Origin of the sequence: Methylobacterium sp. Leaf469 (assembly GCF_001424745.1) — a bacterium.
Classification (GTDB): Bacteria; Pseudomonadota; Alphaproteobacteria; order Rhizobiales; family Beijerinckiaceae; genus Methylobacterium.
In genome coordinates, this window is record NZ_LMRE01000042.1 from 47,891 (window position 1) to 73,025 (window position 25,135).

At 69.7% G+C, this 25,135-nt stretch carries 23 protein-coding genes, 1 pseudogene and 1 riboswitch; of the genes and pseudogenes, 10 read left to right on the plus strand and 14 right to left on the minus strand.

Annotated elements, in window-relative coordinates; translation table 11 throughout:
• Positions 1–111 precede the first annotated feature (111 nt).
• A pseudogene (locus ASG60_RS17130) lies at positions 112–3,437 on the plus strand (DNA translocase FtsK).
• A gap of 113 nt (positions 3,438–3,550) precedes the next feature.
• Complete coding sequence (locus ASG60_RS17135; RefSeq protein WP_056305198.1) at positions 3,551–4,456, plus strand: outer-membrane lipoprotein carrier protein LolA; 906 nt, start codon at positions 3,551–3,553, stop codon at positions 4,454–4,456.
• 158 nt (positions 4,457–4,614) lie between these two features.
• On the opposite strand, the gene ASG60_RS17140 is transcribed toward ASG60_RS17135, so the two are convergent.
• Both ASG60_RS17140 and ASG60_RS17145 read right to left on the minus strand, forming a co-directional pair.
• Positions 4,615–5,682, minus strand: coding sequence for a glycosyltransferase 61 family protein (locus ASG60_RS17140; RefSeq protein WP_162244807.1), 1,068 nt, complete (start codon positions 5,680–5,682; stop codon positions 4,615–4,617).
• Between the two features lie 159 nt (positions 5,683–5,841).
• The gene (locus ASG60_RS17145) at positions 5,842–6,597 is read right to left on the minus strand and encodes a lysophospholipid acyltransferase family protein (RefSeq protein ID WP_056386815.1); all 756 of its coding nucleotides are present in this window, start codon (positions 6,595–6,597) and stop codon (positions 5,842–5,844) included.
• Positions 6,598–6,769: 172 nt separating this feature from the next.
• Between ASG60_RS17145 and ASG60_RS17150 the strand changes: the two genes are divergently transcribed.
• On the plus strand, positions 6,770–7,579 hold the full coding sequence (locus ASG60_RS17150; RefSeq protein WP_056175127.1) for an exodeoxyribonuclease III: 810 nt from the start codon (positions 6,770–6,772) through the stop codon (positions 7,577–7,579).
• A gap of 315 nt (positions 7,580–7,894) precedes the next feature.
• A riboswitch (SAM-I-IV-variant riboswitch) is annotated at positions 7,895–8,005 on the plus strand.
• Between the two features lie 56 nt (positions 8,006–8,061).
• Positions 8,062–9,123, plus strand: a complete 1,062-nt coding sequence (locus ASG60_RS17155; protein ID WP_056386818.1) for a low specificity L-threonine aldolase — start codon at positions 8,062–8,064, stop codon at positions 9,121–9,123.
• 186 nt (positions 9,124–9,309) lie between these two features.
• Here the strand turns inward: ASG60_RS17155 and ASG60_RS17160 are convergent, their stop codons facing one another.
• Positions 9,310–9,510, minus strand: coding sequence for a hypothetical protein (locus ASG60_RS17160; protein ID WP_056175135.1), 201 nt, complete (start codon positions 9,508–9,510; stop codon positions 9,310–9,312).
• A 443-nt stretch (positions 9,511–9,953) separates the two neighbouring features.
• Between ASG60_RS17160 and rpsO the strand changes: the two genes are divergently transcribed.
• Together rpsO and pnp are read left to right on the plus strand one after the other, a co-directional pair.
• Entirely contained in the window at positions 9,954–10,223 is a 270-nt protein-coding gene (gene rpsO / locus ASG60_RS17165; protein WP_056175138.1) for a 30S ribosomal protein S15, read from the plus strand.
• 218 nt (positions 10,224–10,441) lie between these two features.
• Complete coding sequence (gene pnp, locus ASG60_RS17170; RefSeq protein WP_056386821.1) at positions 10,442–12,613, plus strand: polyribonucleotide nucleotidyltransferase; 2,172 nt, start codon at positions 10,442–10,444, stop codon at positions 12,611–12,613.
• Between the two features lie 103 nt (positions 12,614–12,716).
• On the opposite strand, the gene ASG60_RS17175 is transcribed toward pnp, so the two are convergent.
• The gene (locus tag ASG60_RS17175; protein WP_056386823.1) at positions 12,717–13,154 is read right to left on the minus strand and encodes a hypothetical protein; all 438 of its coding nucleotides are present in this window, start codon (positions 13,152–13,154) and stop codon (positions 12,717–12,719) included.
• Positions 13,155–13,423: 269 nt separating this feature from the next.
• Here ASG60_RS17175 and ASG60_RS17180 point away from each other — a divergent pair, with 269 nt between their 5' ends.
• Positions 13,424–13,645, plus strand: a complete 222-nt coding sequence (locus ASG60_RS17180) for a DUF2892 domain-containing protein (RefSeq protein ID WP_056175146.1) — start codon at positions 13,424–13,426, stop codon at positions 13,643–13,645.
• A 59-nt stretch (positions 13,646–13,704) separates the two neighbouring features.
• On the opposite strand, the gene ASG60_RS17185 is transcribed toward ASG60_RS17180, so the two are convergent.
• A complete protein-coding gene (locus tag ASG60_RS17185; RefSeq protein ID WP_056175147.1) occupies positions 13,705–13,971 on the minus strand; it encodes a GlsB/YeaQ/YmgE family stress response membrane protein in 267 nt (88 codons plus the stop codon).
• A gap of 212 nt (positions 13,972–14,183) precedes the next feature.
• On the opposite strand from ASG60_RS17185, the gene ASG60_RS17190 reads away from it, so the two are divergent.
• Complete coding sequence (locus ASG60_RS17190; RefSeq protein WP_056175150.1) at positions 14,184–14,543, plus strand: RidA family protein; 360 nt, start codon at positions 14,184–14,186, stop codon at positions 14,541–14,543.
• Positions 14,544–14,584: 41 nt separating this feature from the next.
• Positions 14,585–15,664 carry a polyamine ABC transporter substrate-binding protein gene (locus tag ASG60_RS17195; RefSeq protein WP_056175633.1) on the plus strand — a complete coding sequence of 360 codons (1,080 nt, stop codon included), beginning with the start codon at positions 14,585–14,587 and terminating at the stop codon, positions 15,662–15,664.
• Between the two features lie 7 nt (positions 15,665–15,671).
• Here the strand turns inward: ASG60_RS17195 and ASG60_RS17200 are convergent, their stop codons facing one another.
• Both ASG60_RS17200 and ASG60_RS17205 read right to left on the minus strand, forming a co-directional pair.
• Complete coding sequence (locus tag ASG60_RS17200; protein ID WP_056175151.1) at positions 15,672–15,872, minus strand: hypothetical protein; 201 nt, start codon at positions 15,870–15,872, stop codon at positions 15,672–15,674.
• A 22-nt stretch (positions 15,873–15,894) separates the two neighbouring features.
• Positions 15,895–16,944 (minus strand): hydantoinase/oxoprolinase family protein, encoded by a 1,050-nt coding sequence (locus tag ASG60_RS17205; protein ID WP_056386824.1) that lies wholly within the window; start codon positions 16,942–16,944, stop codon positions 15,895–15,897.
• Between the two features lie 28 nt (positions 16,945–16,972).
• Here ASG60_RS17205 and ASG60_RS17210 point away from each other — a divergent pair, with 28 nt between their 5' ends.
• Positions 16,973–17,656 carry a HisA/HisF-related TIM barrel protein gene (locus ASG60_RS17210; protein ID WP_056386826.1) on the plus strand — a complete coding sequence of 228 codons (684 nt, stop codon included), beginning with the start codon at positions 16,973–16,975 and terminating at the stop codon, positions 17,654–17,656.
• A 129-nt stretch (positions 17,657–17,785) separates the two neighbouring features.
• Here the strand turns inward: ASG60_RS17210 and fae are convergent, their stop codons facing one another.
• The 7 genes from fae to ASG60_RS17245 form a co-directional block, all read right to left on the minus strand.
• Complete coding sequence (fae, locus tag ASG60_RS17215) at positions 17,786–18,298, minus strand: formaldehyde-activating enzyme (RefSeq protein WP_056175161.1); 513 nt, start codon at positions 18,296–18,298, stop codon at positions 17,786–17,788.
• Between the two features lie 253 nt (positions 18,299–18,551).
• Positions 18,552–19,373, minus strand: coding sequence for a triphosphoribosyl-dephospho-CoA synthase (locus ASG60_RS17220; RefSeq protein WP_056386828.1), 822 nt, complete (start codon positions 19,371–19,373; stop codon positions 18,552–18,554).
• Positions 19,374–19,398: 25 nt separating this feature from the next.
• Positions 19,399–20,313 carry a RimK family alpha-L-glutamate ligase gene (locus tag ASG60_RS17225; protein WP_056175168.1) on the minus strand — a complete coding sequence of 305 codons (915 nt, stop codon included), beginning with the start codon at positions 20,311–20,313 and terminating at the stop codon, positions 19,399–19,401.
• Between the two features lie 270 nt (positions 20,314–20,583).
• Positions 20,584–21,570: a methenyltetrahydromethanopterin cyclohydrolase gene (gene mch / locus ASG60_RS17230; protein WP_056175171.1), complete on the minus strand. Its 987-nt coding sequence runs from the start codon at positions 21,568–21,570 to the stop codon at positions 20,584–20,586.
• Positions 21,567–22,733, minus strand: a complete 1,167-nt coding sequence (locus ASG60_RS17235) for an ATP-grasp domain-containing protein (protein ID WP_056386830.1) — start codon at positions 22,731–22,733, stop codon at positions 21,567–21,569. The genes mch and ASG60_RS17235 overlap by 4 nt, the downstream gene beginning before the upstream one ends.
• A gap of 36 nt (positions 22,734–22,769) precedes the next feature.
• On the minus strand, positions 22,770–23,663 hold the full coding sequence (locus tag ASG60_RS17240) for an NAD(P)-dependent methylenetetrahydromethanopterin dehydrogenase (protein ID WP_056175176.1): 894 nt from the start codon (positions 23,661–23,663) through the stop codon (positions 22,770–22,772).
• A 125-nt stretch (positions 23,664–23,788) separates the two neighbouring features.
• Positions 23,789–24,778, minus strand: a complete 990-nt coding sequence (locus ASG60_RS17245; RefSeq protein ID WP_056386832.1) for a beta-ribofuranosylaminobenzene 5'-phosphate synthase family protein — start codon at positions 24,776–24,778, stop codon at positions 23,789–23,791.
• Positions 24,779–25,135 lie beyond the last annotated feature (357 nt).

The following is a 25,135-nucleotide window of genomic DNA, read 5'->3' on the forward strand; positions in this document are numbered from 1 at the left end:
CCAATCATGCGCGCATCGGGACGGCTCCCCTACTCCCATCGTGATCCCTCTCGCCCCGTCCGTGGCGGCGACCGCCTCGGACTGTCCATAGGCGCCCTTGCGCATCGGCTCATGAACCTGCGGGCCACCCTCACCCGCCGGCTCGCCGGGCCGCCGCAGCGCCCGGACTACACCGTGGCGGCGACCCGGCCGGCGCCGAGCTGGATGACGAGTCCGCACGCCCTCGTCGGACGGGAAGCGGCCTACCGCACCCCGCCCGCCGTGCAGGGCTGGCCCGACCACGTCTTCGACGACCGCGCCACCCTCGACATGATCCCGGCGCGCGCGGCCCCCTTCGCCCGGCCCGAGGACGGTCTCGGCGACGGCGAGGCCGGACCCCGCGTCCTCATCCGCGCCCCGCGCCGGCCCGCCGCCATCGTGCCGGAGGCCGACGAGGCCCGCCCGGTCCAGGCCACCACCGCCCCCGCCCCGGCCGTGCGCTACACCCGCACGCCCGATCCGGTGCTGCAGGAGCGCCGCCAGCGCGCGCTGGATGCCGAGCGCGCCGTCCTGGCCCAGGCCGAGGCCGCCGCCGAGGAGATCCGGACCCGCGCCGAAGCCGAGCGCGCCGCCGAAGCCGCCGCGCGCGCGGCCGCCGAACTCGAAGCCATCGAGCGGGCGACCCGCGAGGCGGCGGCGGCCACCGCCGAGCCCCTGTGGCGCCAGCCCTTCGTGGTGCCGGAGGGCGTCCGTTTCTTCCGCAGCCCCGACCGCCGGCAGGCCAGCCCCGCCGTCGAGGCGCCCGTTCTGGAGGCGCCCGTTCTGGAGGGGCCCGGCTTGGAGGGGGCCGTCTTGGAGCTGTCGGTCATCGCCGAGACGCGTGCCGACGCCCCGGCGGCCGATCCCATGGCCGATCCCATGGCCGAGGATCGCGACTGGTCCGAGGTTCCGGACTGGTCCGAGGTGCACGCCTGGTTCGACAACCGCGATTCCGCGGCCCTCGACGCGTGGTCGGAGATCCAGGCGGATTCGGCCGGCGTCGCGCCGATTGCCGATGTCGTCCCGCCGCTGGCGGAGGTCGCGCCGGCTCCGGACACCGTCGTCCCCGCGCCCGCCGATCTCGCGCTCCTGCGCCCGGCGCCGGTCTACGGCCTCGACCGCCTGCTGCAGTTCGACAGGCCTCCCGCCCCCGCCGACGGTCAGGACAATGCGGCGTGCGCCGTCGCGCGGGTGGCCGCCGCCGCGCCGCGTTCGCCCGTGCTGAGCGCCATGGCCGCCCGCGCGGCCATTCGCTCGGCCCGCCCGCCGGTGGCCCCCTCCCCTGCCCCGCTCCCGCTCGCCGCGATCGTCCCGGCCCTGCCGGACGCGCGTGCCGAGCTAGTGGCGTTGCCCCGGTCCTTCGCGGAATCCCAACCCTTCCCCGATCCCAAGCCTTTCCCCGACCCCAAGCCTTTCGCCGAACCCGTGATCTTCACCGAGTCGGCCTTCGTTCCGGCGGCGATCCCGGCGCGGACGGTCCTGCTGCGCACGCCCAAGGGCGCGCCTGCCCCCGAGCCCGTGGTCGAAACGCCGGAAGCCGAAGGAACCCTCGCGCCGCAGGTTGCGCCTGAGGCGCAGGTTGCGCCTGAGCTTCGGGCCCAGCCCGAGCCCGAACTGGCCGCGGCGGTCGCCCCTCCCGTTCCGGTCCTCAACATCCCGCGCGCCATCCTGCCCGAGCGCCAGACCCTCATCGCCGCCGGGCGGCACATCTCCCTGTCGCTCGTGGAGAACGAGGATTACGAGCATCCCTCCCTCGAACTCCTGGCCGAGCCCGACCCGAGCGGGACCGAGGAGGTCGATGCCGACGTGCTGGAGCAGAACGCCCTGAACCTCCAGCAGACCGTGCAGGATTTCGGCGTGCGCGGCGACATTTTGGCCGTACGGCCCGGCCCCGTCGTGACCCTCTACGAATTGGAGCCCGCGCCCGGCACCAAGTCGAGCCGCGTGATCTCGCTCTCGGACGACATCGCCCGGTCCATGTCCGCCGTCTCGGCCCGCGTCGCCGTGGTGCCCGGCCGCAACGTCATCGGCATCGAGCTGCCCAACGACACCCGCGAGACCGTATACCTGCGCGAGCTCCTCGCCTCGGCCGATTTCGGCCTGAGCAAGCACAAGCTTGCCTTGTGCCTCGGCAAGAACATCGGCGGCGAGCCGATCATCGCCGACCTCGCCCGGATGCCGCACCTTCTGGTGGCCGGCACCACCGGCTCCGGCAAGTCGGTGGCCATCAACACCATGATCCTCAGCCTGCTCTATCGGCTCAAGCCCGAGGAGTGCCGCCTGATCATGGTCGATCCGAAGATGCTCGAACTGTCGGTCTACGACGGTATTCCGCACCTGCTCTCGCCCGTGGTCACGGACCCGAAGAAGGCGGTCATCGCCCTCAAATGGGCCGTGCGCGAGATGGAGGAGCGCTACAAGAAGATGTCACGCCCGCATGGCCGAAGCGCGGGCCAAGGGTGAGATCATCACCCGCGAGATCCACACGGGCTTCAACCGCGAGACCGGACAGGCCGTCTACGAGACCGAGGAGATGGACCTCTCGGCCCTGCCCTACATCGTCATCGTCGTCGACGAGATGGCCGACCTGATGATGGTGGCGGGGAAAGACATCGAGGGTGCGATCCAGCGCCTCGCCCAGATGGCACGCGCAGCCGGCATCCACCTCATCATGGCGACGCAGCGCCCGTCGGTCGACGTCATCACCGCCCATCGAGGGTGCGATCCAGCGCCTCGCCCAGATGGCACGCGCAGCCGGCATCCACCTCATCATGGCGACGCAGCGCCCGTCGGTCGACGTCATCACCGGTACCATCAAGGCGAACTTCCCGACCCGGATCTCCTTCCAGGTGACGAGCAAGATCGACAGCCGTACGATCCTCGGCGAGATGGGCGCCGAGCAGCTGCTCGGCCAGGGCGACATGCTGTTCATGGCCGGCGGCGGCCGCACCACCCGCGTGCACGGGCCGTTCTGCTCGGATTCGGAAGTCGAGAGCGTCGTCGCTCATCTCAAGCGCCAGGGCCGGCCGTCCTACCTCGAGGCCGTGACCACCGACGATTCGCCCCCGGACGAGAAGCCCGCCAAGGGCTCCAAAGCCGACAAGGCCGAGAAATCCCAGGCCCTCGAGGCCGAGGACCTCGACGTGCCGATCTTCGACGGCGGCGCCTTCGCCGCCACCGGCGGCATCGATCCGGGGGCCGAACTCTACGATCAGGCCGTGCAGGTGGTGATGCGCGACAAGAAGGCGTCCACGTCCTACATCCAGCGCCGCCTGCAGATCGGCTACAACCGCGCCGCCTCGATCATGGAGCGCATGGAGATCGAGGGCATCGTCGGCCCGGCCAACCATGCCGGCAAGCGCGAGATCCTCATGGAAGGCGGCCCCGGTCCGTCGTCGATGATGGATTACGACGACTGAGTCCGTCCCCTCCCTCTGGGGAGGAGCGCGGCCCGGATGCGTCGCATAATCGCCACAGGGGCGGACTCTAAGCGGAGCCCTCCCCGTTCGAACCGCCTTCAGGAGACCGTCAGATGATCGGCCGCCGTCACCGCCTCGCCGCCGGCCCGCTGCTCGTCCTGGCGGCTGTCCTCGTTCAGCCCCAGCCTGCCGCGGCCCAAGGCTCGTTCCTCGACGGCCTGTTCGGCCGCAAGGAGGAGCCCGCCCCGGCGCCGGTCGAGCCGCCGGCCCCGCCCGCTCCCGCCCCCGCCGCTCCGAAGAAGCCCGCACCGCAGGCGGCAAAGCCAGCCAAGGACACGCCGACGAAGGACACCAAGGCGGTGGCGGGCGACAAGATCGTGACCCCCAAGCTCCCCCTCAAGGCCTCCGAGCCCGCCAGGGTGGCCGCCGTCGGTGCGCCGCTGGCGCAGGAGGCCGATGCCGCAGCCGTGCTCGCGCAGGCCAACGCCTACTTCAACGGCATTACCACCCTCACCGGCACCTTCGTGCAGATCGGCGCCGACGGGCGGCGCATCGGCGGCAAGCTGACGCTGGCGAAGCCCGGCCGCCTGCGCTTCGACTACGACCAGCCCTCCCCCCTGGAAGTGGTCGCCGACGGCACGTCCGTGGCCGTGAAGGACCGCAAGCTCGGCACGCAGGACCTGTACTTCATCTCGCAGACCCCGCTGAAATTCCTCCTGCGGGAGAAGATCGACCTCGCCCGCGACCTCACGGTCTCGGACGTCTCGAACGATCCGGGCGGCGTCCGCATCTCGATGGAGGACCGCTCGACGCTCGGCGGCACCTCGAAGATCCAGCTGTTCTTCGATGCCGAGGTGAAGACCCTGAGCCAGTGGCGGATCACCGATCCCCAGGGCTACCAGACCATCGTGCAGCTCTCGAATCTGCAGAAGGGCCGCAGCGTCGAGGGCACGGCGTTCTTCATCAATTACGGCCGGTCCGAGGACAAGGCGATGGAGAAGCAGATCCGGGCGCAGTGAGGAGCGCAGATCGCCGGCCGTCATCGATGAAGTGCCCGAGCCGGCGCCCTGTCGCGAACGCGGAAGCCACTTCCTCCACGATGTCGCGTTCGCGAATCGAGCGATCCCAGGGAACGCTAACCGAGACGGATGTGGCTGAACAGCGTCGAGCCAGCGTTTCAAGCTGCTCCACCGACGAACCGTCTACGGACGATCTGGCGCATGACGTCCCCTATGCCATGCGGCGGGTGCCATCCGAAACGTTCGAGGAGGCCCCTGTCCTTGCCGGCGACAATTCTGGCGAGCTGCCTTGGAGGAATATCGAGCGCCCTGTCCCACGGGAGGGGCCCAGTCTGAGGGCCAGTCTCCTTGGTTCGGATCTCGCAGTAGTTGAGTCGCCTGATCTGGGAGATCATCCAGAACAGGACTTCCGCCGCGCTACTCGGCATAAACACGAACACGTCCGTGCCGGGCCTGCAGAAGACTAGGTTCGTCAACGCCGCGCCCATGGAGCCCACAACGGTGCTGGCGCCCTTGAACGCGGCGATCTGATCACGGAAATCGAGCGATGCCGTCGTGACCTCAGAGAAACCATCGGCGACCAGGGCCGCTGAGATCTGCCTTTCGTGGACGAAATCCCGCGTCGGTGCGGGTCTACGTGGCACATAGATCATGCTGGCCGTTCCCGCTTGGACATCGTCTGCAACGGCATCGAGACATTGCATGACGTAGGGCGAGATATACTGAGAATGGGAAGCAAGGCCGTCGACGTAGATCAATTCCTGTAGAAAGACTGGTTCCTGACCGCAGGTCAGAATCTGATCTCGGTCGTATCCTGCCTGCTGAATCGCCTGAATCGCGACCTTTCGGATTGCAGCTGTGCTTTCGTGAATGAGAACGGGCCAATCTGTCAGAGCGAGGTAGGTTCGCGCGAACCAAGCCCGCGTCAGCATCTCGATCAGGAAATGCCCGTAGTTCTCCGCACCCCGGCTTTTCGCCAGGACGGCTTTCCGGATGGCACGGACGCCTTCGCGATCTCGGATCGACCGGACCGCTTCGGCCGAGGAATCGATTTGTTCGTCGGAATGAAGTGTTCGCGTGCAAGCAATAAGGTGTGCGTTCTCGTCGAAAACCAATCCTTCGTTCGAGACAAAAACGTTTTTCAGAACATAAATATCGATATTTCTTCCGGCGTGAACTGAATTTTGCCAAATATTGACCATGAGCTTCGCGATGTCTGGTGGCATCTTCTCAAGCTCTATAATCTTAGGAGGAGTGTAGTAGACAGTTGGGCACTCAATTTGGCGGATTAGGGAACCGGATGGTGCAGACACCAAGGGAGTTTTGAGGGCGTAGGACATTTGATCGCTTGCCTAGAGGACAGCGATGCGCGGCCTCCGCTCCTCCTATCCTGCGGAAGGACTTGTGTCGCTCTCGGCAACCGACCTGTCCGCCTCCCTCCAGCGATTCAACTCCGCATCGATCGCCCCTTGCGTGCCCTCCATGAACGCCGCACCGGAAAGTCCCGCGGACAGGACCGGGAGGTAGCTCACGGTGATGGCCCCGGGATGGTGGCGTGAGCCGCCATGGGGCCAGTACAGGCCGGAATTCACCGCCACGGGCAGCACGGGCAGGCCGAGCTTGGCGTAGAGCAGCTCGACGCCGCGCTTGAACTGCACCGGATCGTCGATGCCCCCGCGGGTGCCCTCGGGGAACATCAGCACCGAGCGCCCCTGCGCGATGGCCGCGCGGCTCTCGTCGATCATCACGCGCAGGGCCTGGGTGCCGTTGGCCCGGTCGATGATGATCATCGGCGAGCGCCGTAGGAACCAACCGACGATGGGGATCGCCACGAGCTCGCGCTTGGCCACGATGGCCACGTTGGGCACCAGGGTGAGGAAGGCCAGGGTTTCCCAGGCCGACTGATGATTGGCGACGATGAGGCAGGGTTCGGCCGGGATGCGCGCGCGCCCCTCCTCCACGTAGGTGAGGCGGACGATGCGCGCCAACCCGAACAGGATCCCGCGCGACCACAGGCGCGTCGCCGCACGGATCGGGCCCGTGGGCGAGCCGAGCGCGGCCAGCACCACCAGGGGCACGAGGAAGAGCGCGGTCCAGCCGGCCCAGTACAGATTGAACAGCGTGGAGCGGATGCGCGACACGGTAACGACGACCCCTGAATCGCGCGCCCTCCCCGATCCCGATGGGAATCGCGGCCGGGCGCGGCATTTCCACGGCGACGGCCGGGGCGGTTTCGGGCTATGGCGAAGCCGCCGCGCCGTCGCGCGCAGGTTCCTTTAAACCTTTTCCGGCCTCACGCGAGCGGATCGATCGTTGCGCCTCACCGTCACCACCTGGAACATCAACTCGGTGCGCCTGCGCATCGACCTCGTCCTGCGCTTCCTCGCCGAAGTGCAGCCCGATGTCCTGTGCCTGCAGGAGACGAAGTGTCCCGATGACGCCTTCCCCCTCAAGGCCCTGCGCGGGTCGGGCTACGAGAACGCTGTCTTCGCCGGGCAGAAGGGCTACAACGGCGTCGCGATCCTGTCGCGGTTTCCCCTGATCACCCGCGACTGCATGGCCTTCTGCGACCGCGCGGATGCGCGCCACATCTCGGCGGCGCTGGGGCCGGAGGCCGGCAAGGCCGCGGGAATCGTCCTGCACGATTTCTACGTGCCGGCCGGCGGCGACGTGCCCGACCGGGCCCTCAATCCGAAATTCGCCCACAAGCTCGATTTCCTCGCCGAACTGCGGGCCTGGGGCGGGCGGCGCCCGTCCGGTCCGGCGATCCTGGTCGGCGACCTCAACGTCGCCCCCCTCGAACACGACGTGTGGTCGCACAAGCAACTCCTCGACGTGGTGAGCCACACACCCATCGAGACGGAAGCCTTCGAGACCCTGCGGGGCGAGGCGGGCTGGATCGACACGGCCCGCCTGCTCGTGCCCGAGCCCGAGAAGATCTACACGTGGTGGAGCTATCGCTCGCCCGATTGGGCCGCGGCGAACAAGGGGCGGCGCCTCGACCACGCCTGGGTCTCGCCCGACCTCGCCGGAACCGTGCGCGATCTCACCGTGGCTCGGCACGCGCGTGGGTGGGAACGTCCCTCCGACCATGCGCCGGTGACCCTGACCCTGGAGCTTTAGGCTCGAACCACGGAACGGGAGCCGTCTCACGCGCATTGGTCCTGCGAAATGCCGCGCCCGCGCGGCCAACCCGGAGTTCCCATGCGCAAGCTGCTCGTCGCTTTCCTCCTGCCCAAGCTCGTGTCGTACCTCCGTCGCCGCTATTCCGGTGCGCCGAACCGCCGCTCCATCTGAGGCGTCCGCCCGGTCACCCGGGCAGCGCAACCAACACGAGACGATCGAACGGGTCCTGTGCGGCCCGTTCTGCTGTTCGGCCGAGGGCAGGCCGGAAGGTCCCGCCCAGGTTGTGGGGCGGTCGCGGCTCTGTTAAATTCCGATCCGCATCAAGAGTCGGGCCGACGCCTGACGCCAACCTGCTCCCGGGCAAGGTGGCGCTCTCCCGATCCGGGAGGGGATGTGGCCGGACCGGCAACAAACGGGTTTCGCCACACGTCGTCGTCCCGCTCACCCTGCGGCCTCAACGACGATAGGCGAATCCAGCGATGCCCCTCGATCCACCCTCCGCGTCGCCCCAGCAATTCGCGAGCGACAACTACGCTGGCATCTGCCCGGAAGCCTGGGCGGCGACGCAGGCCGCCAATGCCGGTTCGATGCCGGCCTATGGCGAGGACCCCTGGACGGCCCGCGCGGCGGACGCGTTTCGGACTTTGTTCGACAAGCCCGATGCCCAGGTGTTCTTCGCCTTCAACGGCACCGCCGCCAACGCCCTGGCGCTGGCCTCCCTGTGCCAGTCGTATCACAGCGTCATCTGCGCGGCCTCGGCCCATGTCGAGACCGACGAGTGCGGGGCGCCGGAATTCTTCTCGAACGGCTCGAAGCTTCTCGTCGCCCCCACGGAGAACGGCAAGCTCACCCCGGCCGCCGTGCGTGCGCTCGCCACCGGCCGCTCGGACATCCACTTCCCGAAGGTCCGGGTGGTGACCATCACGCAGCCCACCGAGACGGGGCAGGTCTATACGCTTCCCGAGATCCGCGCCCTGTCGGCCACCTGCCGGGATCTCGGCCTGCGCCTCCACATGGACGGCGCGCGCTTCTCCAACGCCTGCGCGAGCCTCGGCTGCGCACCGGCCGACATGACCTGGCGGGCGGGCGTCGATCTCCTGTGCTTCGGCGGCACCAAGAACGGCATGGCCGCCGGCGAGGCGATCCTGTTCTTCGATCCGGTGCTGGCCGAAGATTTCGGTTATCGCTGCAAGCAGGCGGGGCAGCTCGCCTCGAAGATGCGGTTCCTGTCCGCGCCCTGGGTCGGGATGCTCGAAGGCGGCGCCTGGCTTGTCCATGCCCGGCACGCCAATGTCTGCGCCCAGCGGTTGGCCGCCGCGGTGTCCGGCCTTCCCGACTGGTCCGCGATGTTCCCCGTCGAGGCCAACGCGGTGTTCCTCAGGGCGCCCGCCGACCGGTTGGAGGCGCTGCGCGCCAGGGGCTGGCGCTTCTACACCTTCATCGGCGGGGGCGCCCGGTTCATGTTCGCCTGGGATTCCGACCCCGAACGGGTCGACGCCCTCGTGCAGGATATCCGGAGCCTCGGCCGACGCGCGGCCTGAGGCGCGCCAACGAAGAAGGGCCAGCCTCGCGGCTGGCCCTTCTTCGTTCTCGTACCGAGTCGGTCGCTTATACCAATTCTCAGTGAGACCGACCCATAGGTCGGTCTCACTGAGGTCCGGCGGACGACCGCCGCCGCGCCGTCGCGCGGACAGACCTCGATGAGTCAGGCTCATCAAGGTCAGGTATTACTCGGCCGCGCTCATCTCGGGGGTGAAGTGACCGCACCAATCGGCGGCGCCCACCACCGGCCACAGGCCGTGACCCTGCGGCTCCGGCTGGCTCACCGGGGGGTTGAACCGGCACAGGCCCTCGTCGGCGGCCGCAGCCGCGCCATTGACCTTGTGCTCGTCGAAGAACTTGCAGCTCTCACACTTGGCGTTCGCCATGACGGTCGCTCCTGATCGAAATCGGCAGCGTGGCTGCCTGCAGTTGAGAATTAGAACAGATCCAATCTGGCAGTCAACGGGCTTGTTGGCGGGCGGTTCCCATGAGTGGATTGGGGGCGGCATCCTCGTTCGGTATTCATCGCGCAGGCGGCCGAATCCCCTCGCCGGAACGGCGCGACGCAACCCCGACGCGGCCACGATGGCATCCTGCACGGGGTGGCCTGCCAGGGTCGGGAATCCAGGGGGTATGGCGAGGGGTGGCACGGCCTGCGCTTTCGTGTATGTTGCGCGCGCTTCGACCCGTGTGAACGGGGCCGGGGCACAAGCTGCTTGTGGACTGACCGTGCTGGACGACATCCCGGCACCGGCCTCCCGCAAGTGTTCGCGGCCCCCTGGTTCGCCGGGGCCCGCACGATCCGAAAAACCCACCGAAAGGGATAGCGATGTCGATCACGGCAGAGCGCAAGACCGCGCTCATCAAGGAATACGCGAACGGCGGCAAGGACACCGGATCTCCGGAGGTCCAGGTGGCGATCCTCACCGAGCGGATCACCAACCTCACCGGCCACTTCAAGACCCACGGCAAGGACAACCATTCCCGCCGCGGCCTCCTGAAGATGGTTTCGCAGCGCCGCTCGCTGCTCGACTACGTCAAGGGCAAGGACGAGGCCCGCTACCGCAGCCTCATCGAGCGACTCGGCATCCGCCGCTAAGCCGGCGTTCTCCACGCGGTTCCGGGCCCGGCCCGGGGCCGCGTTTCCATAGATCGGGATGCCGGAATGGGTCCGGCCCCCCGAAACCCGGGTGACTTGAAGGCGTGCCGGCCGGGGACAGGATCGCGAGGGGCTTTTCGGACACCGAGAAAGCCCCTCGCCATCTTGCCCCTGGCGGCGCCGGGTCCGCCCGACCGCATGATGGCAAGGACAAAAGAATGTTCGACGTACAACGCGAAGAGCTGATGTGGGGCGACCGCAAGCTCGTCCTCGAGACGGGCAAGGTCGCCCGCCAGGCCGACGGCGCCGTGATGGCGACGTACGGCGAGACCTCGGTGCTCGCCACCGTCGTCTCGGGCAAGGAGCCCAAGGCCGGTATCGACTTCCTGCCGCTCACCGTGAACTACCAGGAGCGTGCCTACGCCGCCGGCCGCATTCCCGGCGGCTACTTCAAGCGCGAGGGCCGGCCCTCCGAGAAGGAGACCCTGGTCTCCCGCCTCATCGACCGCCCGATCCGCCCCCTCTTCGTCGAGGGCTGGCGCAACGACACCCAGGTGGTGGTCACCGTCCTGACCCACGACCTCGAGAACGATCCCGACATCCTCGCCATGGTGGCGGCGTCCGCGGCGCTCACGCTCTCGGGCGTGCCGTTCATGGGCCCCATCGGCGCCGCCCGCGTCGGCTACGCCAACGGCCAGTACAGCCTGAACCCCCTGGTGGCCGATCTCGAGGCCTCCTCCCTCGACCTCGTTGTCGCCGGCACCACCGACGCCGTCCTGATGGTCGAGTCCGAGGCCAAGGAGCTGAGCGAAGAGGTTCTGCTCGGCGCCGTGATGTTCGGCCACAAGCACTTCCAGCCGGTCATCGAGGCCATCGTGCGCCTCGCCGAGAAGGCCGCCAAGGAGCCGCGCAACTTCTCCGCGCCCGAGAACGGCGATGTCGAGGCCGCCGTGCTCGGCGTCTGCGAGGCCGAGCTGCGCGAGGCCTACAAGAACACCATCAAGCAGGAGCGCTACGCCGCCGTCGACGCCGTGAAGGCGAAGGTGATCGCCGCCCTGTGCCCGGCGGACGGCGAGCAGAAGTTTGCGCCCGAGAAGGTCAAGGCCGCGTTCAAGGAAGCGCAGTCGAAGGTCGTGCGCTGGAACATCCTCGACACCGGCTCGCGCATCGACGGACGCGACGTGCGCACCGTGCGCCCCATCGAGTCCCAGGTCGGCGTGCTGCCCCGCGCCCACGGTTCGTCGCTGTTCACCCGCGGCGAGACCCAGGCCCTCGTGGTCGCCACCCTCGGCACCGGCGAGGACGAGCAGTTCATCGACGCGCTGGAAGGCACCTACAAGGAGACCTTCCTGCTGCACTACAACTTCCCTCCCTACTCGGTGGGCGAGACCGGCCGCATGGGCTCCCCGGGCCGCCGCGAGATCGGCCACGGCAAGCTCGCCTGGCGCGCCATCCACCCGATCCTGCCCCCGGCCCACGAGTTCCCGTACACGATCCGCGTCGTGTCCGAGATCACCGAGTCCAACGGCTCGTCCTCCATGGCCTCCGTCTGCGGCGCCTCGCTGTCGCTGATGGATGCCGGCGTGCCGCTCCGCCGTCCGGTGGCGGGCATCGCCATGGGCCTCATCCTCGAGGGTGAGCGCTACGCCGTGCTGTCCGACATCCTCGGCGACGAGGATCACTTGGGCGACATGGACTTCAAGGTGGCGGGCACGGAAGCCGGCATCACCTCGCTGCAGATGGACATCAAGATCGCGGGCATCACCGAGGAGATCATGAAGGTCGCCCTGCATCAGGCGCAGGAAGGCCGCGTCCACATCCTGAGCGAGATGTCCAAGGCCCTGACCGATGCCCGTCCCGAGCTCGGCGAGTACGCGCCGCGCATCGAAACCATGCAGATCCCCACCGACAAGATCCGGGAAGTGATCGGCACCGGCGGCAAGGTGATCCGCGAGATCGTCGAGAAGACCGGCGCCAAGATCAACATCGACGACACCGGTACGGTGAAGATCGCCTCCGCCGACGGCAAGGCCATCAAGGCGGCCTACAACTGGATCCGGTCGATCGTGGCGGAAGCCGAAGTCGGCATGATCTATGACGGCACCGTCGTGAAGTGCATGGAGTTCGGTGCCTTCGTGAACTTCTTCGGCGCCAAGGACGGCCTCGTCCACATCTCGGAGCTCGCCGCCCAGCGGGTCGCCAAGGTGACCGACGTGGTCAAGGACGGCCAGAAGGTGAAGGTCAAGTTCCTCGGCGCGGACGATCGCGGCAAGATCCGCCTGTCCATGAAGGTCGTCGACCAGGAGACCGGCGAGGACCTCACCGAGAAGCTCAAGGCCGAGCGCAACGCCGAGCAGGACCGCGCCCGCGCCCCGCGCCAGGACGCGTAAACGAGCGTCGCCCGGGTGCGCCACGGCGCATCCGGTCACCGAACGAAGGGCGCGGCTTCAGCGGGAGCCGCGCCCTTTTTCGTCTGCGCCGGCCGATCCCGGATCAGACTCCCGGCTGCCCGCGCCTGCGGCGGACCCGCTCCGCGCTCGGAAGGGCGTCGGGCACCAGCGTCGCGCTGACGGGGTTGGGCGTATGGTCCATGGCCGCGCCCGTATAGGCATCGACACCGACGCCGATGAGGCCGCCGGCCAGGAGGTTGCCGGCCATGCCGGCGGCTCCGGCGCCCGCCACCTTGGTCCGCACGGGGACCATCGCCGGCCGGTAACCCGGCTTGACGAAGGTGACGTCGAACTCGTCCGAACGCTCCACGTCGAGGGAGCATGGGGTCGCCGGGCAGGCATAGCCCTTGGTGGTGGTCATCGCCGCCCCCGAAGGCTCGGAGAGGAAGGCCATCTTCTCGGTGGTGCCACGCGTGATGCTTCCGCACGCGCCGACGCCCGCGGCGCACAGCACCGCCACGGACGAGCCCAGGATCTTCATCGAAATCGCTCCCCTGCCGCGTTCTCCGGCGGCGGAGACGTTGTGGGCGTAGGGCGGGAATTCGGCAAGGTCGACGCAATCAAGGCGTGTGAACCGGCCGCCGCATGCGTGAGACAATCGCCGTCGCGGAGGTGTGCGCCGTCGCGGAGGCGCGGCGTCCTGCACGGGGGTGGGCGGGGCACGGCGATTCGCTTCGCGCGGAACGCCAGCCCTCACACGGCGTTCGCCTCGCGACGCACCATGAGCACGTCGCAGGAGCACGTTCCAGAATGTCCGATCCGATGATCCCGAGCCTCTTCGAAGGTGAAGCCAACCTGACCACCACCGAGCGGGCCGTGTCCGTTGTCCTCGGCCTCGGCATCGCCGCCGCCGCGGCCCAGCCGCGCCCGAACAAGTTCCTGAGTCTCGCCGCCCTCATCATCGGCGCCGGCCTCGCCATCCGTGGGGCCACGGGCCATTGCCCGGTCAAGCAGCTGAGCCACACGGCCTGAACGAAAAAAGGGGCGCCCGAGGGCGCCCCTTCCACGTTCCGGTCCGTAAGGATCGGATATCAGAACGTGTTGGTGGTGCGGCGGCCGGCGATGAAGCCGTAGATGGCGAGCACCACGATGGCACCGACGACGGCGCCGATGAACCCTGCGCCCTGGTTCGGGCCGTACCAGCCCAGCGCCTGGCCGAGGAAGGTGGCGACGAAGGCGCCGACGATGCCGAGGATCGTCGTCATGATGAAGCCTGCGGGCTCCTTGTCGCCCGGCATGATGAACTTCGCGACGACACCTGCGACGAAGCCGATGATGATGGTCCAGATGATACCCATGGTGTGATCCTCGATACGCCGACGCCCAGACTTGGCCGTTCTGTGATCATGAAACGCCGCACCGCAGCACTGGTTGCGCCGGGAGTGGCAAGATTGTCGCAACGCGACCGTGCGGAGGCCGTCGCCCCCTTTACGGTCGCCCCCGGGACGCGGCACAACGCAGGTCCGTGGCCCGCGATGGATGGGCCGGCAGCCAAGGCATCTCGCTCAGCATGACGATCCAGCGCTTCGAATCCGGCCCGCGCATGAGCCAGGCGGTCACCTACGGCGACATGGTGTATCTCGCCGGCCAGACGGCCAACACCACTGTCGGCGCCGGCGTCACCGCGCAGACCCAGGAGATCCTTTCCAACATCGACCGGCTCCTGGCGCTGGCCGGCAGCGACAAGAGCCGCATCCTGCAGGCGACGATCTACCTCTCCGACATCGCGACCTTCGCGGAGATGAACGCGGCCTGGGAGCCCTGGGTCTCGCCCGACGACAAGCCGGCCCGTGCCACGGTGGAAGCCCGCCTCGCCGGCCCCGAATACCTCGTCGAGATCGTCGTCGTCGCCGTCAAGGCCGCCGCGTGATCCGCGCGCGCACCCGCCGCAGCCTCGTCGCCGGGGCGCTGATGGCCCTGGCGGCGGGCTGGGGCGGTCCTGCGCGCGCGCAGACCGCACCCCCCGAGCGCGTGATCAACATCTACAACTGGTCGGACTACATCGACCCGAAGATGCTCGATGCCTTCACGAAGGAGACGGGCATCAAGGTCGTGTACGACACCTACGACAACAACGAGATTCTCGAGACCAAGCTGCTGGCCGGCCGCTCCGGATACGACCTCGTGGTGCCGTCGGGCCCGTTCCTGCAGCGCCTGATCCGGGCGGGGGTGTTCCAGCCCCTCGACAAGGCCAAGATCCCGAACCTCGTCCACGCCTGGCCCGAGATCACGGGACGGCTCGCCGCCTACGATCCCGGCAACGCCTACGCCGTCGACTACATGTGGGGCACCACCGGGATCGGGGTGAATCTCGGCCTCGTGCGCGAACGCCTCGGTGCGGCCCAGCCCCTCAACACCTGGAATCTCGTCCTCAACGGCGGCCTGCTGAACAAGCTCAAGGATTGCGGGGTCATGCTCCTCGATTCGCCCGAGGATCTGATCCCGAGCCTGCTGCCGGCCTACGGCCTCAAGCCCGACACCCGGCGCTGGGACGACATCACCCAGGTCACCGACGCCCTGTTCAAGGTGCGCGGCGCCGTGCGCAAGTTCCACTCGTCGGAATACATCAACGGCCTCGCCAACGGCGACCTGTGCTTCGCGGTGGGCTATTCTGGCGACGTGATGCAGGCCAAGAAGCGCGCCGAAGAGGCCAAGAACGACGTCGAAATCGCCTATTACGTGCCGCGCGAGGGGTCGCTCATGTGGTTCGACGCGTTCGCGATCCCCAAGGACGCCCCCCATGCGGCGGAGGCCCACGCCTTCATCGACTACATGATGCGGCCCGAGGTGGCGGCGGCCAACACCAACTTCGTCTCCTATGCCAGCGGCAACGCGGCCGCGAAGAAGTTCGTCAAGGCGGAGATCCTGGGCAATCCCGGCATCTACCCGGACGACGCCACCCTGCAGCGCCTGTTCGTCAACACCGCCTGGGACGACCGGACCCAGCGCTTCGTCACCCGGGCCTGGACCCGGGTGCGCACGGGGCGCTGACGCGCCGCTACGCGACGGCCGGCGGCTCGTCGGCCTCCGGACCCGTCGGCGAATTCAGGATGTCCTCGAGTTCGTCCACGAGCCGATCGATCTGATCGGGCGTCGCCAGGACCTTGAGGGTCTGGCCGTCCTGCGTCGCGAAGGCGAGTTCGATGTCCTCGCCCGAACGGGCGGCGAGGATGCGGGCGAGGCGGTGGGTGGCGCTCATGGGGATCTCCGGGGGTGAGGCGTTATCGGACGAGGAGGGCCACGGCCACGGCCGGGCCGCAGGTGGAGGCCCAATCGGCCCCCGTCGCAGGAAGCCGGTCGGCGATGACGTCGGTGAGCGCCACGGCCGGACGGCCGAGGCGGGTCGCCAGACGCTCGGCGACGAACCGCCCGGCGCCGCAGATCACCAGGGGGGCGTCCGCCGGCAGGTCGCTGCGCGACAGCAGCAGCGCCGCCGCATCGTGGAGCGGGCGCAGCTGCGCCTCCGCGAAGTGGGCGGCGAGCGCCCGCCAGTCCGCGGGATCGCCCTCGCCGTGGTCGCGGCCGATGATGCGGGCCAGCCGGATCTCGCTCTCGGCCAGGGATTTGCCCTTGCCGTCGGCGCTCTGCTGCTGATCGGCGTCGTCGGGCAGGTCGCCGGTGATGCGGTAGACATCCGCCATCGTGGCGAAGGTCTCGGCCATGAGCCGGGTGCGTCGGCCCCGGAACGGGGCATGGTCGCAAAGCGCGATGAGGTGGGAGCGCACCACCCCCGTGTAGACGAGTTCGCCCGTCTCCAGGCGCTCGGCATCGCTGTAGCCCGATGCCGCCGGCGTCCCCCCGACGACGGGGATCAGGTCGGCGGTGGTGGAGCCGATATCCACGAGGAGCGCGTGGGCGTGGTGCCGGCCGACCAGGGCGGCCGTGGCGTGCCAGTTGGCCGACGCGATGTCGGCGGCGGCCGTGCGGGCGTATTCCGGCGCGAGGAGACCGGCGCGGCCGCCGTAGATCCGTACGGACCCTTTGAGATGGGCGGCGGCCCAGCCGGCGAGTTGCGCCACGCCGTCGGCCCGATCCGAAAAACAGTCGGTGAGTTCGCCCGTCATGGTGACGACGTGGTCGGCGGGAGCCCGCGCCCAGTCGGGGAGCTGGGCGAACGTCTCGTCGAGGGCCGGCAGGCCGCGCCACAGGCGGCACGGCGCCTGCACCACGGTCTCGACCCGGCCGCCGCACACAAGGGCCGCCTTGACATGGACCCCGCCGAGATCCCAGCCGATGACGGGCGTTTGTGCGGGGGCGGATGCTGCTGACACGGAGGCGGGCCTGGGAACGGAGAGCGGGATGGCGGACGGATTCGAGATCATTCCGGTGATCGACCTGCGCCACGGGCAGGTGGTGCGGGCACGGGCCGGCGAGCGCGCCTCCTATGCCCCGATCGTGACGCCGTTGGCAAAGGAATCGTCGCCCGGGGCCGTGGCGCGCGGACTCATGGCAGCGGTGCGCGCGACCCGCCTCTACGTCGCCGACCTCGATGCGATCATCGACGGCACCCCGCCCGACCGGGCGAGCCTGGAGGCGATCCGGTGTGCCTGCCCGGATGCGCGGCTCTGGGTCGATGCGGGCTTCTCGCACGCCGCCGGGGTGGACGCGTTTCTCGCCGCCGGCCTCGGGCGGCCGGTGATCGGCAGCGAGAGCCAGACGGATGCCGGCTTGGTGCGGGCGCTCGGCGGGCGGGCCGTGTTCTCCCTCGACACGCGGGGGAGCGAGCGGCTCGGGCCGGATGCGCTTCACGACGAACCGGCCCACTGGCCGCGCGACGTGATCGTGATGACCCTGGGCCGGGTCGGTGCCGGGGCCGGGCCGGATCTCGACCGGCTCGCCGCCCTGCGGGCTTCGAGCCCGGCGACCCGCCTCTATGCGGCGGGGGGCGTACGCGGTCCGGCGGATGTGGCGGCCCTGGCGGGGATCGGCGTCGCCGGCGCCCTCGTCGCCTCCGCGATCCACGATGGTTCGCTCGGGGCGTAGTGCAAAAAGAAGGGGCGGCCGAAGCCGCCCCATCCGAAGAGTTCATCGTCCGAGGAAGATGGATGCCAGTCGCTGGATCAGGCCCCGCGGTGCGGGCGGAGGCTCACTCTGCCCAGGACTGCCCCCAATCTAAGCGTTCGACGCGAAGGGGTGCGAAGCCGAGTTGCGCTGCTCGGTGGCCTGAGCGGCGGTGGGCTCGCCCTTGACGGCGCGCTGGATGGACAGCTTGACGGCGTCGTAGTTGTACTTCTGGATCTTGGCGTCGTCGGCCGCTTCCCAGTGAATGAACACGCCGACCAGGATGAACAGGTCGTCGGCCTCGTCGGCGGGGATGATGCCCTCGGCGACGGCGTCCTGCACGGCCTTGGCGACGCCGTGCTGGGCGGGGCCGAACATCTGGACGGCCTGACGGGCGTCGTTGATGGTGACCTTGTTGAACATCAGGGTGTTCGGCTTGCAGGGCAGGTTCGGCGCGATGACCGCGAGCAGGCTGGTGAAGCCGTGCTTGTTGTTCACGAGGCCGTTGCAGAAAGCCGTCTCGGCCGGCGAACCGCGCGGTCCGATGATGAGATCGATGTGGGCGACCTCGTTGCCATCGCCGACGAGGGCCTCGCCGACCAGAACCTTGTTGATCTTCGCCATGTGGGGTTTCTCCCAGGAGTCTTGAAAAGACGTGACCGCCCTCGAAGACGAGCGCGGCCGAAAGCTATCCTTGTTCACGGCGTCCAGCCCCCGAAAGGGCGGACCGGTTAGCCCGGATCGCGGCGCGGACCCTACTCTGGGCGTTTGCCCGGAACAACCCTGCGCGAAGCGTGGTTTCCGGCAAATTATTTGATCTGGGCCGGAACAAACGCTGACGTTGGTGAATCCGCAGTCAGTGTTTCGTCGGCGCAGGTCAGGCGAGCAGATGATCGAGGAACAGGGTCGCCACGGTGAAATCGGCGCTGGTGCCGGGGTTGAGTCCGGCCGCCTTCCAGGCCCGGTCCTTCGCCATCAGGGCGTCCACGGGCAGGACCGCGAGATCGAGGTCGAGGAGATCCACGGCCTCCGCGCGCAGGGCCTCGGCGACGGGCAGCCCGTGCTTGCGCGCCACGTGACTGTCCGGCACGCCGGCGAGGTAGGCGAGGAAGACGGCCGTCGTGGTCCACGGCGCCGACAGCTCCCGTGCCCGCGCCGCCGCCAGGGCCGGCAGGCCGATGTCGAAGAGATCGGCGAACCCGGTGACGTACGCGCGGGCGATGGCGTCGCGCGGGGCCGCCTCCGCCATGCCCGTCAGCAGGGCGGGCGGGGTCCCGGAGCCGGTCACGTCGTGGCGCTCGACCGTGCCGAGGCCACCGGGATTGGCCAGCCGGATGGCGGCGTAGACTTCCTCCGCGTCCCGTCCGTCGAGGCCGTCGAGCACCCCGGCCAGGGCGGCGCGCAGCGGCGTGCCGGCCTCGGCCGCCAGCGCCAGGGGCGCGCAGAGGAGCAGGATTCCCAGATTGGTGTTCTGGCCCACCGCCGCCAGGGTCGCCTCCATGGCGGTGCGGACCCGTGGTCCCACCCGCGTGCCGGTTCGTGCCAGATGCGGGGCCGAGACCTCGGCACTGATGACGAAATCGCGGGTGGCCATGCGATGGCCGTCGGCGAAGGCATGGACGTTGCCGGGTTTCAGGGCGTCGAGCTCGGCGAGGCAGCTCGCCCGGTAGGCTTCGCCGATGGCCGTGAGGCGGGTCATGCGCGCGGCCCTATTCCCGGAGCCCTCATCCCAGGGCCGAGACGAGGCGCGGGGGCCGCGCCGTCCGCACGGCGGCGAGGAAGCCGCGCGCGACCGCGAGCGCGATGTCGACCTCGACGACCTTCTGCAGGCCCGACCAGGCCGGCATCGAGTTGACCTCGAGGACGAGGAAGCCGCCCTCCCCGTCCTCGACGAGATCGATTCCCGTGTAGTCGACCCCCACCGCCGCCGCGGCACGCTCGGCGAGCTCGGCCGCCGCGGGCGGCATGGTCCAGGGCAGCGGCCGACCCCCGCGGTGGACATTGGTGATCCAGCCGTCGCCCTCGCGGATCATCGCCGCGATGGCGCGGCCCTCGCAGACGAACACCCGGTAGTCGCGCCACAGGCCGTCGCTGCGGGCGACGTAGCGCTGGAGATAGTAGACCCGGGACACCGCGTCCTCGCCCGGCAGATCGTCGGGGGTCTCGATGAGCTGGAGCCCCTCCCCTTGCGAGCCGAACAGGGGCTTCAGCACCAGGGGCCGGCCGGGACCGGCCTCGCGGGCCACGATCTCGGCCGCCGCCGCGCGCTTGGAGACCACGAAGGTGTCGGGCGTCGGCAGGCCGGCGCGGTCGATGAGCAGGCTCGTCATCGCCTTGTCGACGGAGCGCTCGATGGAAGCGGGCGAGTTCCACACGGTGGTGCCCGAGGCGACGAGGGCGTGGAGCACGCCCAGCCGCATGGTGGTGGCCTCGAAGGTGCCGCCGGCCACGGTCCGCAGCAGGACGCCGTCCGGCAGGGCGTCGGGAAAACCCGGCACCCGCAGGGGCTCCCGTCCGCCCGTCCGAATGGCGACGTCGGCCAGGGAGAACAGCACCGGCTCCGCACCGAGATGCTCCAGGGCGGCCTTCAAGCGCGCCTTGTGCCAATTGCCGTTGTCGGCCGCGAGCCCGATCCGCATTGTCTTGTTCTCACACGATATCCGGATTGATCCGGCCGGGCTGCCGCGCAGTCCCCTCGCCCCGCTTGCGGGGAGAGGGCCGTGCCGATCCTGTCGTCGTCACGGCGAGGCGGCAGCCGAGGGTGAGGGGGCGTTCGGCGAAGGAGTCTCGTCCGGAGACACCCCCTCACCCTCGCTTCGGCTGGCGCCGTCGCTGGCCGCCGGGGTCCATACGGCCCTCTCCCCGCCCGGCGGGGAGAGGGGGCAGGCGCCCTGCCCCCGTGATCCACGTCAGCCGAACGAGGCTTCCACCAGCTCCGGCATCAGCCGCCCGCCGCGAAAACTCTTGCCCGTGGTGACGGAGGTGACGATGACCTCGGCCGGGCTGAACAGGGCCCCGTCTATCTTGTAGAAATCGCCGTTCACCCGGCCGAAGATGTCGGCGAAGGGCGCGCCGTGGTCGGCCGAGGTGGTCGACGGCAGCTGCTCGGCGAGTTGGCGGGCGTCCGCCTCGTCGGCCTCGACGTAGAGGTGAACCCGGCCGCCGTAGATGATGGCGTCGTTGGTGCGGCCCATGGCCTGGATGAAGTCCGGGTGCTGGGGCGACAGCGGCGCCGAGCCGAGGCCGTCGACGATCTTGTGCAGGTCGAACCCGACGGTGTGAGCCTTGTGCAGGGCCACTTCGAGGACGCGGGCGACCACCTGGGTCGCGCCCGCGAGACTCTGGGTCGGGGCGTAGATGAAGGTGAGCTGCGCCGGGCTGAGGCCCGTGGCCTCGGCCACCTTGGCGATCACGGAGGCCGGCGGGCCGCCGGCGGCTTCGAGCACCAGGGCGGTCTGGGTGGCGGTGTCCTTGTAGCCGAGCTCGGCGTAGAGGTCCTCCACCACGGCGACGGCGCGGCCTGGGCCGGAGCCGAGGGCGAAGAAGCCGGAATCCCCGGTCTCGTCGGCGAGCGACCAGCCCGCATACTGGCTGCCGAGGCAGGCGATGACCGGATCGGACGAGTGCACCACCACGGAGTAGGGCCAGGCCGCGACGGGGCCGGACGGCGCGATGGTGACGGTGCCGAGGCCGCCGAGGCAGATCTCGGCGATGCGGCGGCCGGCCTCGATGGAGCCGCGCACGGAGGCGCCGGCATCGACCATGCGGGCGCCGTCCTGCGTGGTCACGGCGAGGCGCAGCAGGCCGGCATCGGCGACGAGGCGCTCGACCAGGGGAGCGGTGAGCGCATTGACGCTCGGATAGGGGCTTTTGGGCGCGGTCGGACGCGTGGTCATGGGTGTTCCTCCGTCAGATCGAGCAGGGTCCGCAATCGGGCAGCCCGGCCTCGCAACATCTCTCTCGTGGCGGCCGAGTCCGTCCCCGTTGCGAACAGGGTACACAGGGGCGCGTCGCGCGCCACCGTGCTGCCGGATCTTGGGCGATCGCGCACGAAATCCGGCCAGTCGAGCGGCGGCATCGGCGCGTAGCCGGTGGCCGCGTAACAGATTTCCGTGGCCGCCGCATCCACCGGCGCTTCCTCCACGGCAGGCAGGCGGCCGAGGCTCGCCGCGATGTGATGGGCGAGCAGCGGCGTCGGGCGCCGGTCGAGGACGTCGAGGGTGGCGCCGGGGCGCGGGTTGATCTCGGTGAGCCACCAGTGTTCATCGGACACGAGCAGGTCGGCGCTGGCGAGGCCCCGCAGCCCGGTTTCCGAGACGATGCGTTCGACCGCCTCGGCGATCCGGTCGACCATGCGCGGGGCGAGGGCCGGCCCCTCGTGGCGCGCACGCTCCACGGCGCCGGCATAGCGGAACGGGCGCAGGGGCGACGGCGCGCTCCACTGTTCGGTTATGCCGACGATTGCAATGTTCCGGCCGTCCGCCAGGAAGGCCAGGGCATGGGCCCGGCCCGGTACGCGGGCCTGGAAATAGGCGCCGGGTGGCGCCGGCCCGGCGGTCGCCGCCCGGATATGGGTGCCGCCCGAGCCGCCGGCCCGCTTCAGGAGCCATCCGGCCCGGTCGGGCACGGGATCGCGGGTGACGGCGGGATGGGGCACGCCGAGACGGGCGCACAGGCCCGCGAAGCCGAGCGGGTCCTTGAGGCGCGTGACCGTGTCGGGCGCTGCGCCGAGGAGGCGGAAGCGCGCCGCGAGGGCGGCCATGAGATCGGGCGTACCCTCGAAACCGCTGCCGAGGACGAGCCCGACCGGTGGCCGGTCGGCCAGGGCGGACAGGGCATCGAGGTCCGCGCTCACATCTCGCCCGCCGAGGCGCCCGTCGCCGAACCGGCCCGATGCGCGGCGGTGGTGCTCGGCGAGGTCGAGGGTGTCGTCGTCGCCGAACAGGTCGAGGACCAGCGGGCGAAACCCCGCCCGTCGCGCCGCCTGAGCGAGGGCACGACCGGATTGGGCGGCGACGAGGAGCGTGCCGCCCGTCGCAGCGCCTGCGGGACCGGACAGGGCGCGCGCCTCGCCGATGGGGACGGGCCGAACCGGTTAGCCCGCGACCTCGACGGCCACCGTGTAGGCATCGCGAAAATCGAGGCAGAGGGGCTCCTTGGCCTCGAGCATGCGGCGGAACAGGCGCGACTGGGTCTGGTACTTCACGTTGCCCACCGCCAGCGCGCCGATGCCGACGCCCTTGCCCACCGGCAGGGGCACGTCGACGGCGTTGACGTCGATCCCGGCTATGCCGGCCGGGGGGACGGCGTTGACGTCGGAGGCCACGAGGAGGTTCGGCGCGGATTCGAGATCCTCCGCCGTGAGGATCGAGACCCCGGCGGGGCCGGCCGAGAGGATCACGTCGGCCTTCGTGATGGCGGCGCGCCGGGCCTCCACGGTGGAGCCGTCCACGGACCCGACCTCGACGCCGAAGCGCCAGCGCATGGTGTGGGCGATCTTGCTGACGCGCTCCTCGCCGTCATGGCCGACGATGGTGGTCTCGGCGCCGTTGAGCGCCCCGATCACCGCCGCCACGTAGGCGACGACGCCGGCCCCGCCGAAGATCACGATGCGCTTGCCGGCGAGCTCCGTGTCGAACTTCGCCTTCAGGGCGCGGGTCACCTCGGCGACCATGGCCGCCCCAGTGGTAAAGGAGCCGGCCGGGTCGGCGAAGATGTGGTTGGCGAACGGCGGCACCAGGGCCTTCTTGGCCCGGTCGACCATGTCGAGGGCCTCCTCGGCGTTCTTGCCGGCGATGAAGATGCCCGTGCGCGTCCCGTCCTGGGGCGAGCGCGAAAAGATCGAATCCTGCACCAGGGACGTGACGTCGGGCAGGCTCGCGCCCGTGTAGGTCGCGATGGTCTCGAACCCGGCATCGACGGCCATGTTCACGTCGAACGGGCTCATGTGCTTGAGGGGCGTGATCATGTGCAGGATCGAGCGGGCCATGGCGGGTTTCCCTCCGTGCGGTCGCAGTCAGTTCCAGAAGACTTGCCCCGAGCGTGCGCCGGGGTGGTGAAATGTCAAAGCCGGTCGTTGCGACGCCGGTCAAGGATCGGAGTAGGCCGCCCGCCTTAAAGCGGCGTCACCGTGGCGCCGGTGTTTCGCCCGCGTGCGATGAGGAAGCGCAACGGGCCGGGCCGCTCCAGGGACGCGACGAGGCAGCGCGCCACGTCCTCCGACGGCACCAGGGCGAAGCCCGTCGGACCCCACGAACTCTGCCCATAGCCGCTGATCCCCTGCGCCGCGACGGCGGAGAGCGCCTCGGCCACGGCGGGGCTGGCGTAGCGCCCCCCCTGGTGGGGGGCGAAATGGTCGCCGATGAGGCGCTGGATCCGGGTGATGCCGGCGCCGAATCCTTCGGGCTCGGTGGTAGCGGCGGCGGGCAGCACCTGCATGAGGACGAGGCGGCAGATCTCGGCGGCCTGAGCCTCGGGAAAGCGCGGCAGATCGCGAAAGGCCTCGGTCTCGTGGGTGCCGTGGACGCCGGTCATGCCGGTGTCGAGGATGAGGACGACGCGCCAGGCCTCCGGATAGTCGAGCCGCGCGATCACGGGTGGGGGCGTGCCGAGGCCGTCGCGGCCCCCGTCGACGATGAGTCCCCCTTGCGTGAACGCCGCCAGGCCGACGCCGGAGCGGTTGCCCCGGTCGAGGGCATCGGCGAAGGCCTCCGGCGCGAAGGCCCGGCGGGCGAGGCGGGCCAGGGCCGCCGCGACGGCCAGCGCCAGTTGCGTGCCGGAGCCGAAGCCCGCATGGGCGGGCATCGTCTCCTCGACGGTCAGCGCCGCGTGGCCCTCGATCCCGAGATGGCCGGCCGCCGCCAGGGCGTAGCCGTGCGCCCGCGCGGCTTCCGGGCCCGTCACCGTCAGGCTGGTCGCTGCGCGCGCCGTGAGGGTGACGGCCGGGGCGTCGAGGGCGAGGCCGAGGCTGCCGAAGCGCCGACCGAGCCCGCCGTGTAGGTCGAGGAAGCCGAAATGCAGGCGGCCCGGCGCGTGCACCCGCACGCCCCGCCTATCCACGTCGTCCCCTGCCCCGTCCCCTGCCCCATCCGGGATCTGTGTCACGTCGATCCCTCTCGATCCTGCGGGCCGCATCATACGGCTCGGTCAATCGCGTCGCTGCGGAGCGGATTGCCCGGCAGCGGGCTTCTCCCACGGAGCGCGGACGCCTCGCAAGCGCCGCGAGCGCATCCATCCTCCGGCCTGCATCGCGCGGGGTCCGTCGGAACTTTCGGTGCTGGGGCAAGTCAAAGCTCGGGCAAGCCAAAAAAATTCCAGCCTCAATCGGTTCGGCGTCGGCCCCGGGACTTGCTTGGGGCGTCGCCCCGATGCAAACGTGCCGCCCGATCGTTCTGGACTGGCTCAGTCCCGCCGTGCGCGACCCCTGTTTTCGTGGTGTGTGCCGGGCTCTCGATTTTCCAA

Bases quoted from the DNA above. Each gene is read 5' to 3' on its own strand.
- ASG60_RS17135 (WP_056305198.1), top strand. From the start codon at position 3,551: ATGATCGGCCGCCGTCACCGCCTCGCCGCCGGCCCGCTGCTCGTCCTG.
- ASG60_RS17140 (WP_162244807.1), bottom strand. From the start codon at position 5,682: ATGCCACCAGACATCGCGAAGCTCATGGTCAATATTTGGCAAAATTCA.
- ASG60_RS17155 (WP_056386818.1), top strand. From the start codon at position 8,062: ATGCCCCTCGATCCACCCTCCGCGTCGCCCCAGCAATTCGCGAGCGAC.
- ASG60_RS17160 (WP_056175135.1), bottom strand. From the start codon at position 9,510: ATGGCGAACGCCAAGTGTGAGAGCTGCAAGTTCTTCGACGAGCACAAG.
- rpsO (WP_056175138.1), top strand. From the start codon at position 9,954: ATGTCGATCACGGCAGAGCGCAAGACCGCGCTCATCAAGGAATACGCG.
- pnp (WP_056386821.1), top strand. From the start codon at position 10,442: ATGTTCGACGTACAACGCGAAGAGCTGATGTGGGGCGACCGCAAGCTC.
- ASG60_RS17175 (WP_056386823.1), bottom strand. From the start codon at position 13,154: ATGAAGATCCTGGGCTCGTCCGTGGCGGTGCTGTGCGCCGCGGGCGTC.
- ASG60_RS17180 (WP_056175146.1), top strand. From the start codon at position 13,424: ATGTCCGATCCGATGATCCCGAGCCTCTTCGAAGGTGAAGCCAACCTG.
- ASG60_RS17185 (WP_056175147.1), bottom strand. From the start codon at position 13,971: ATGGGTATCATCTGGACCATCATCATCGGCTTCGTCGCAGGTGTCGTC.
- ASG60_RS17190 (WP_056175150.1), top strand. From the start codon at position 14,184: ATGACGATCCAGCGCTTCGAATCCGGCCCGCGCATGAGCCAGGCGGTC.
- ASG60_RS17195 (WP_056175633.1), top strand. From the start codon at position 14,585: ATGGCCCTGGCGGCGGGCTGGGGCGGTCCTGCGCGCGCGCAGACCGCA.
- ASG60_RS17200 (WP_056175151.1), bottom strand. From the start codon at position 15,872: ATGAGCGCCACCCACCGCCTCGCCCGCATCCTCGCCGCCCGTTCGGGC.
- ASG60_RS17210 (WP_056386826.1), top strand. From the start codon at position 16,973: ATGGCGGACGGATTCGAGATCATTCCGGTGATCGACCTGCGCCACGGG.
- fae (WP_056175161.1), bottom strand. From the start codon at position 18,298: ATGGCGAAGATCAACAAGGTTCTGGTCGGCGAGGCCCTCGTCGGCGAT.
- ASG60_RS17220 (WP_056386828.1), bottom strand. From the start codon at position 19,373: ATGACCCGCCTCACGGCCATCGGCGAAGCCTACCGGGCGAGCTGCCTC.
- ASG60_RS17225 (WP_056175168.1), bottom strand. From the start codon at position 20,313: ATGCGGATCGGGCTCGCGGCCGACAACGGCAATTGGCACAAGGCGCGC.
- mch (WP_056175171.1), bottom strand. From the start codon at position 21,570: ATGACCACGCGTCCGACCGCGCCCAAAAGCCCCTATCCGAGCGTCAAT.
- ASG60_RS17240 (WP_056175176.1), bottom strand. From the start codon at position 23,663: ATGGCCCGCTCGATCCTGCACATGATCACGCCCCTCAAGCACATGAGC.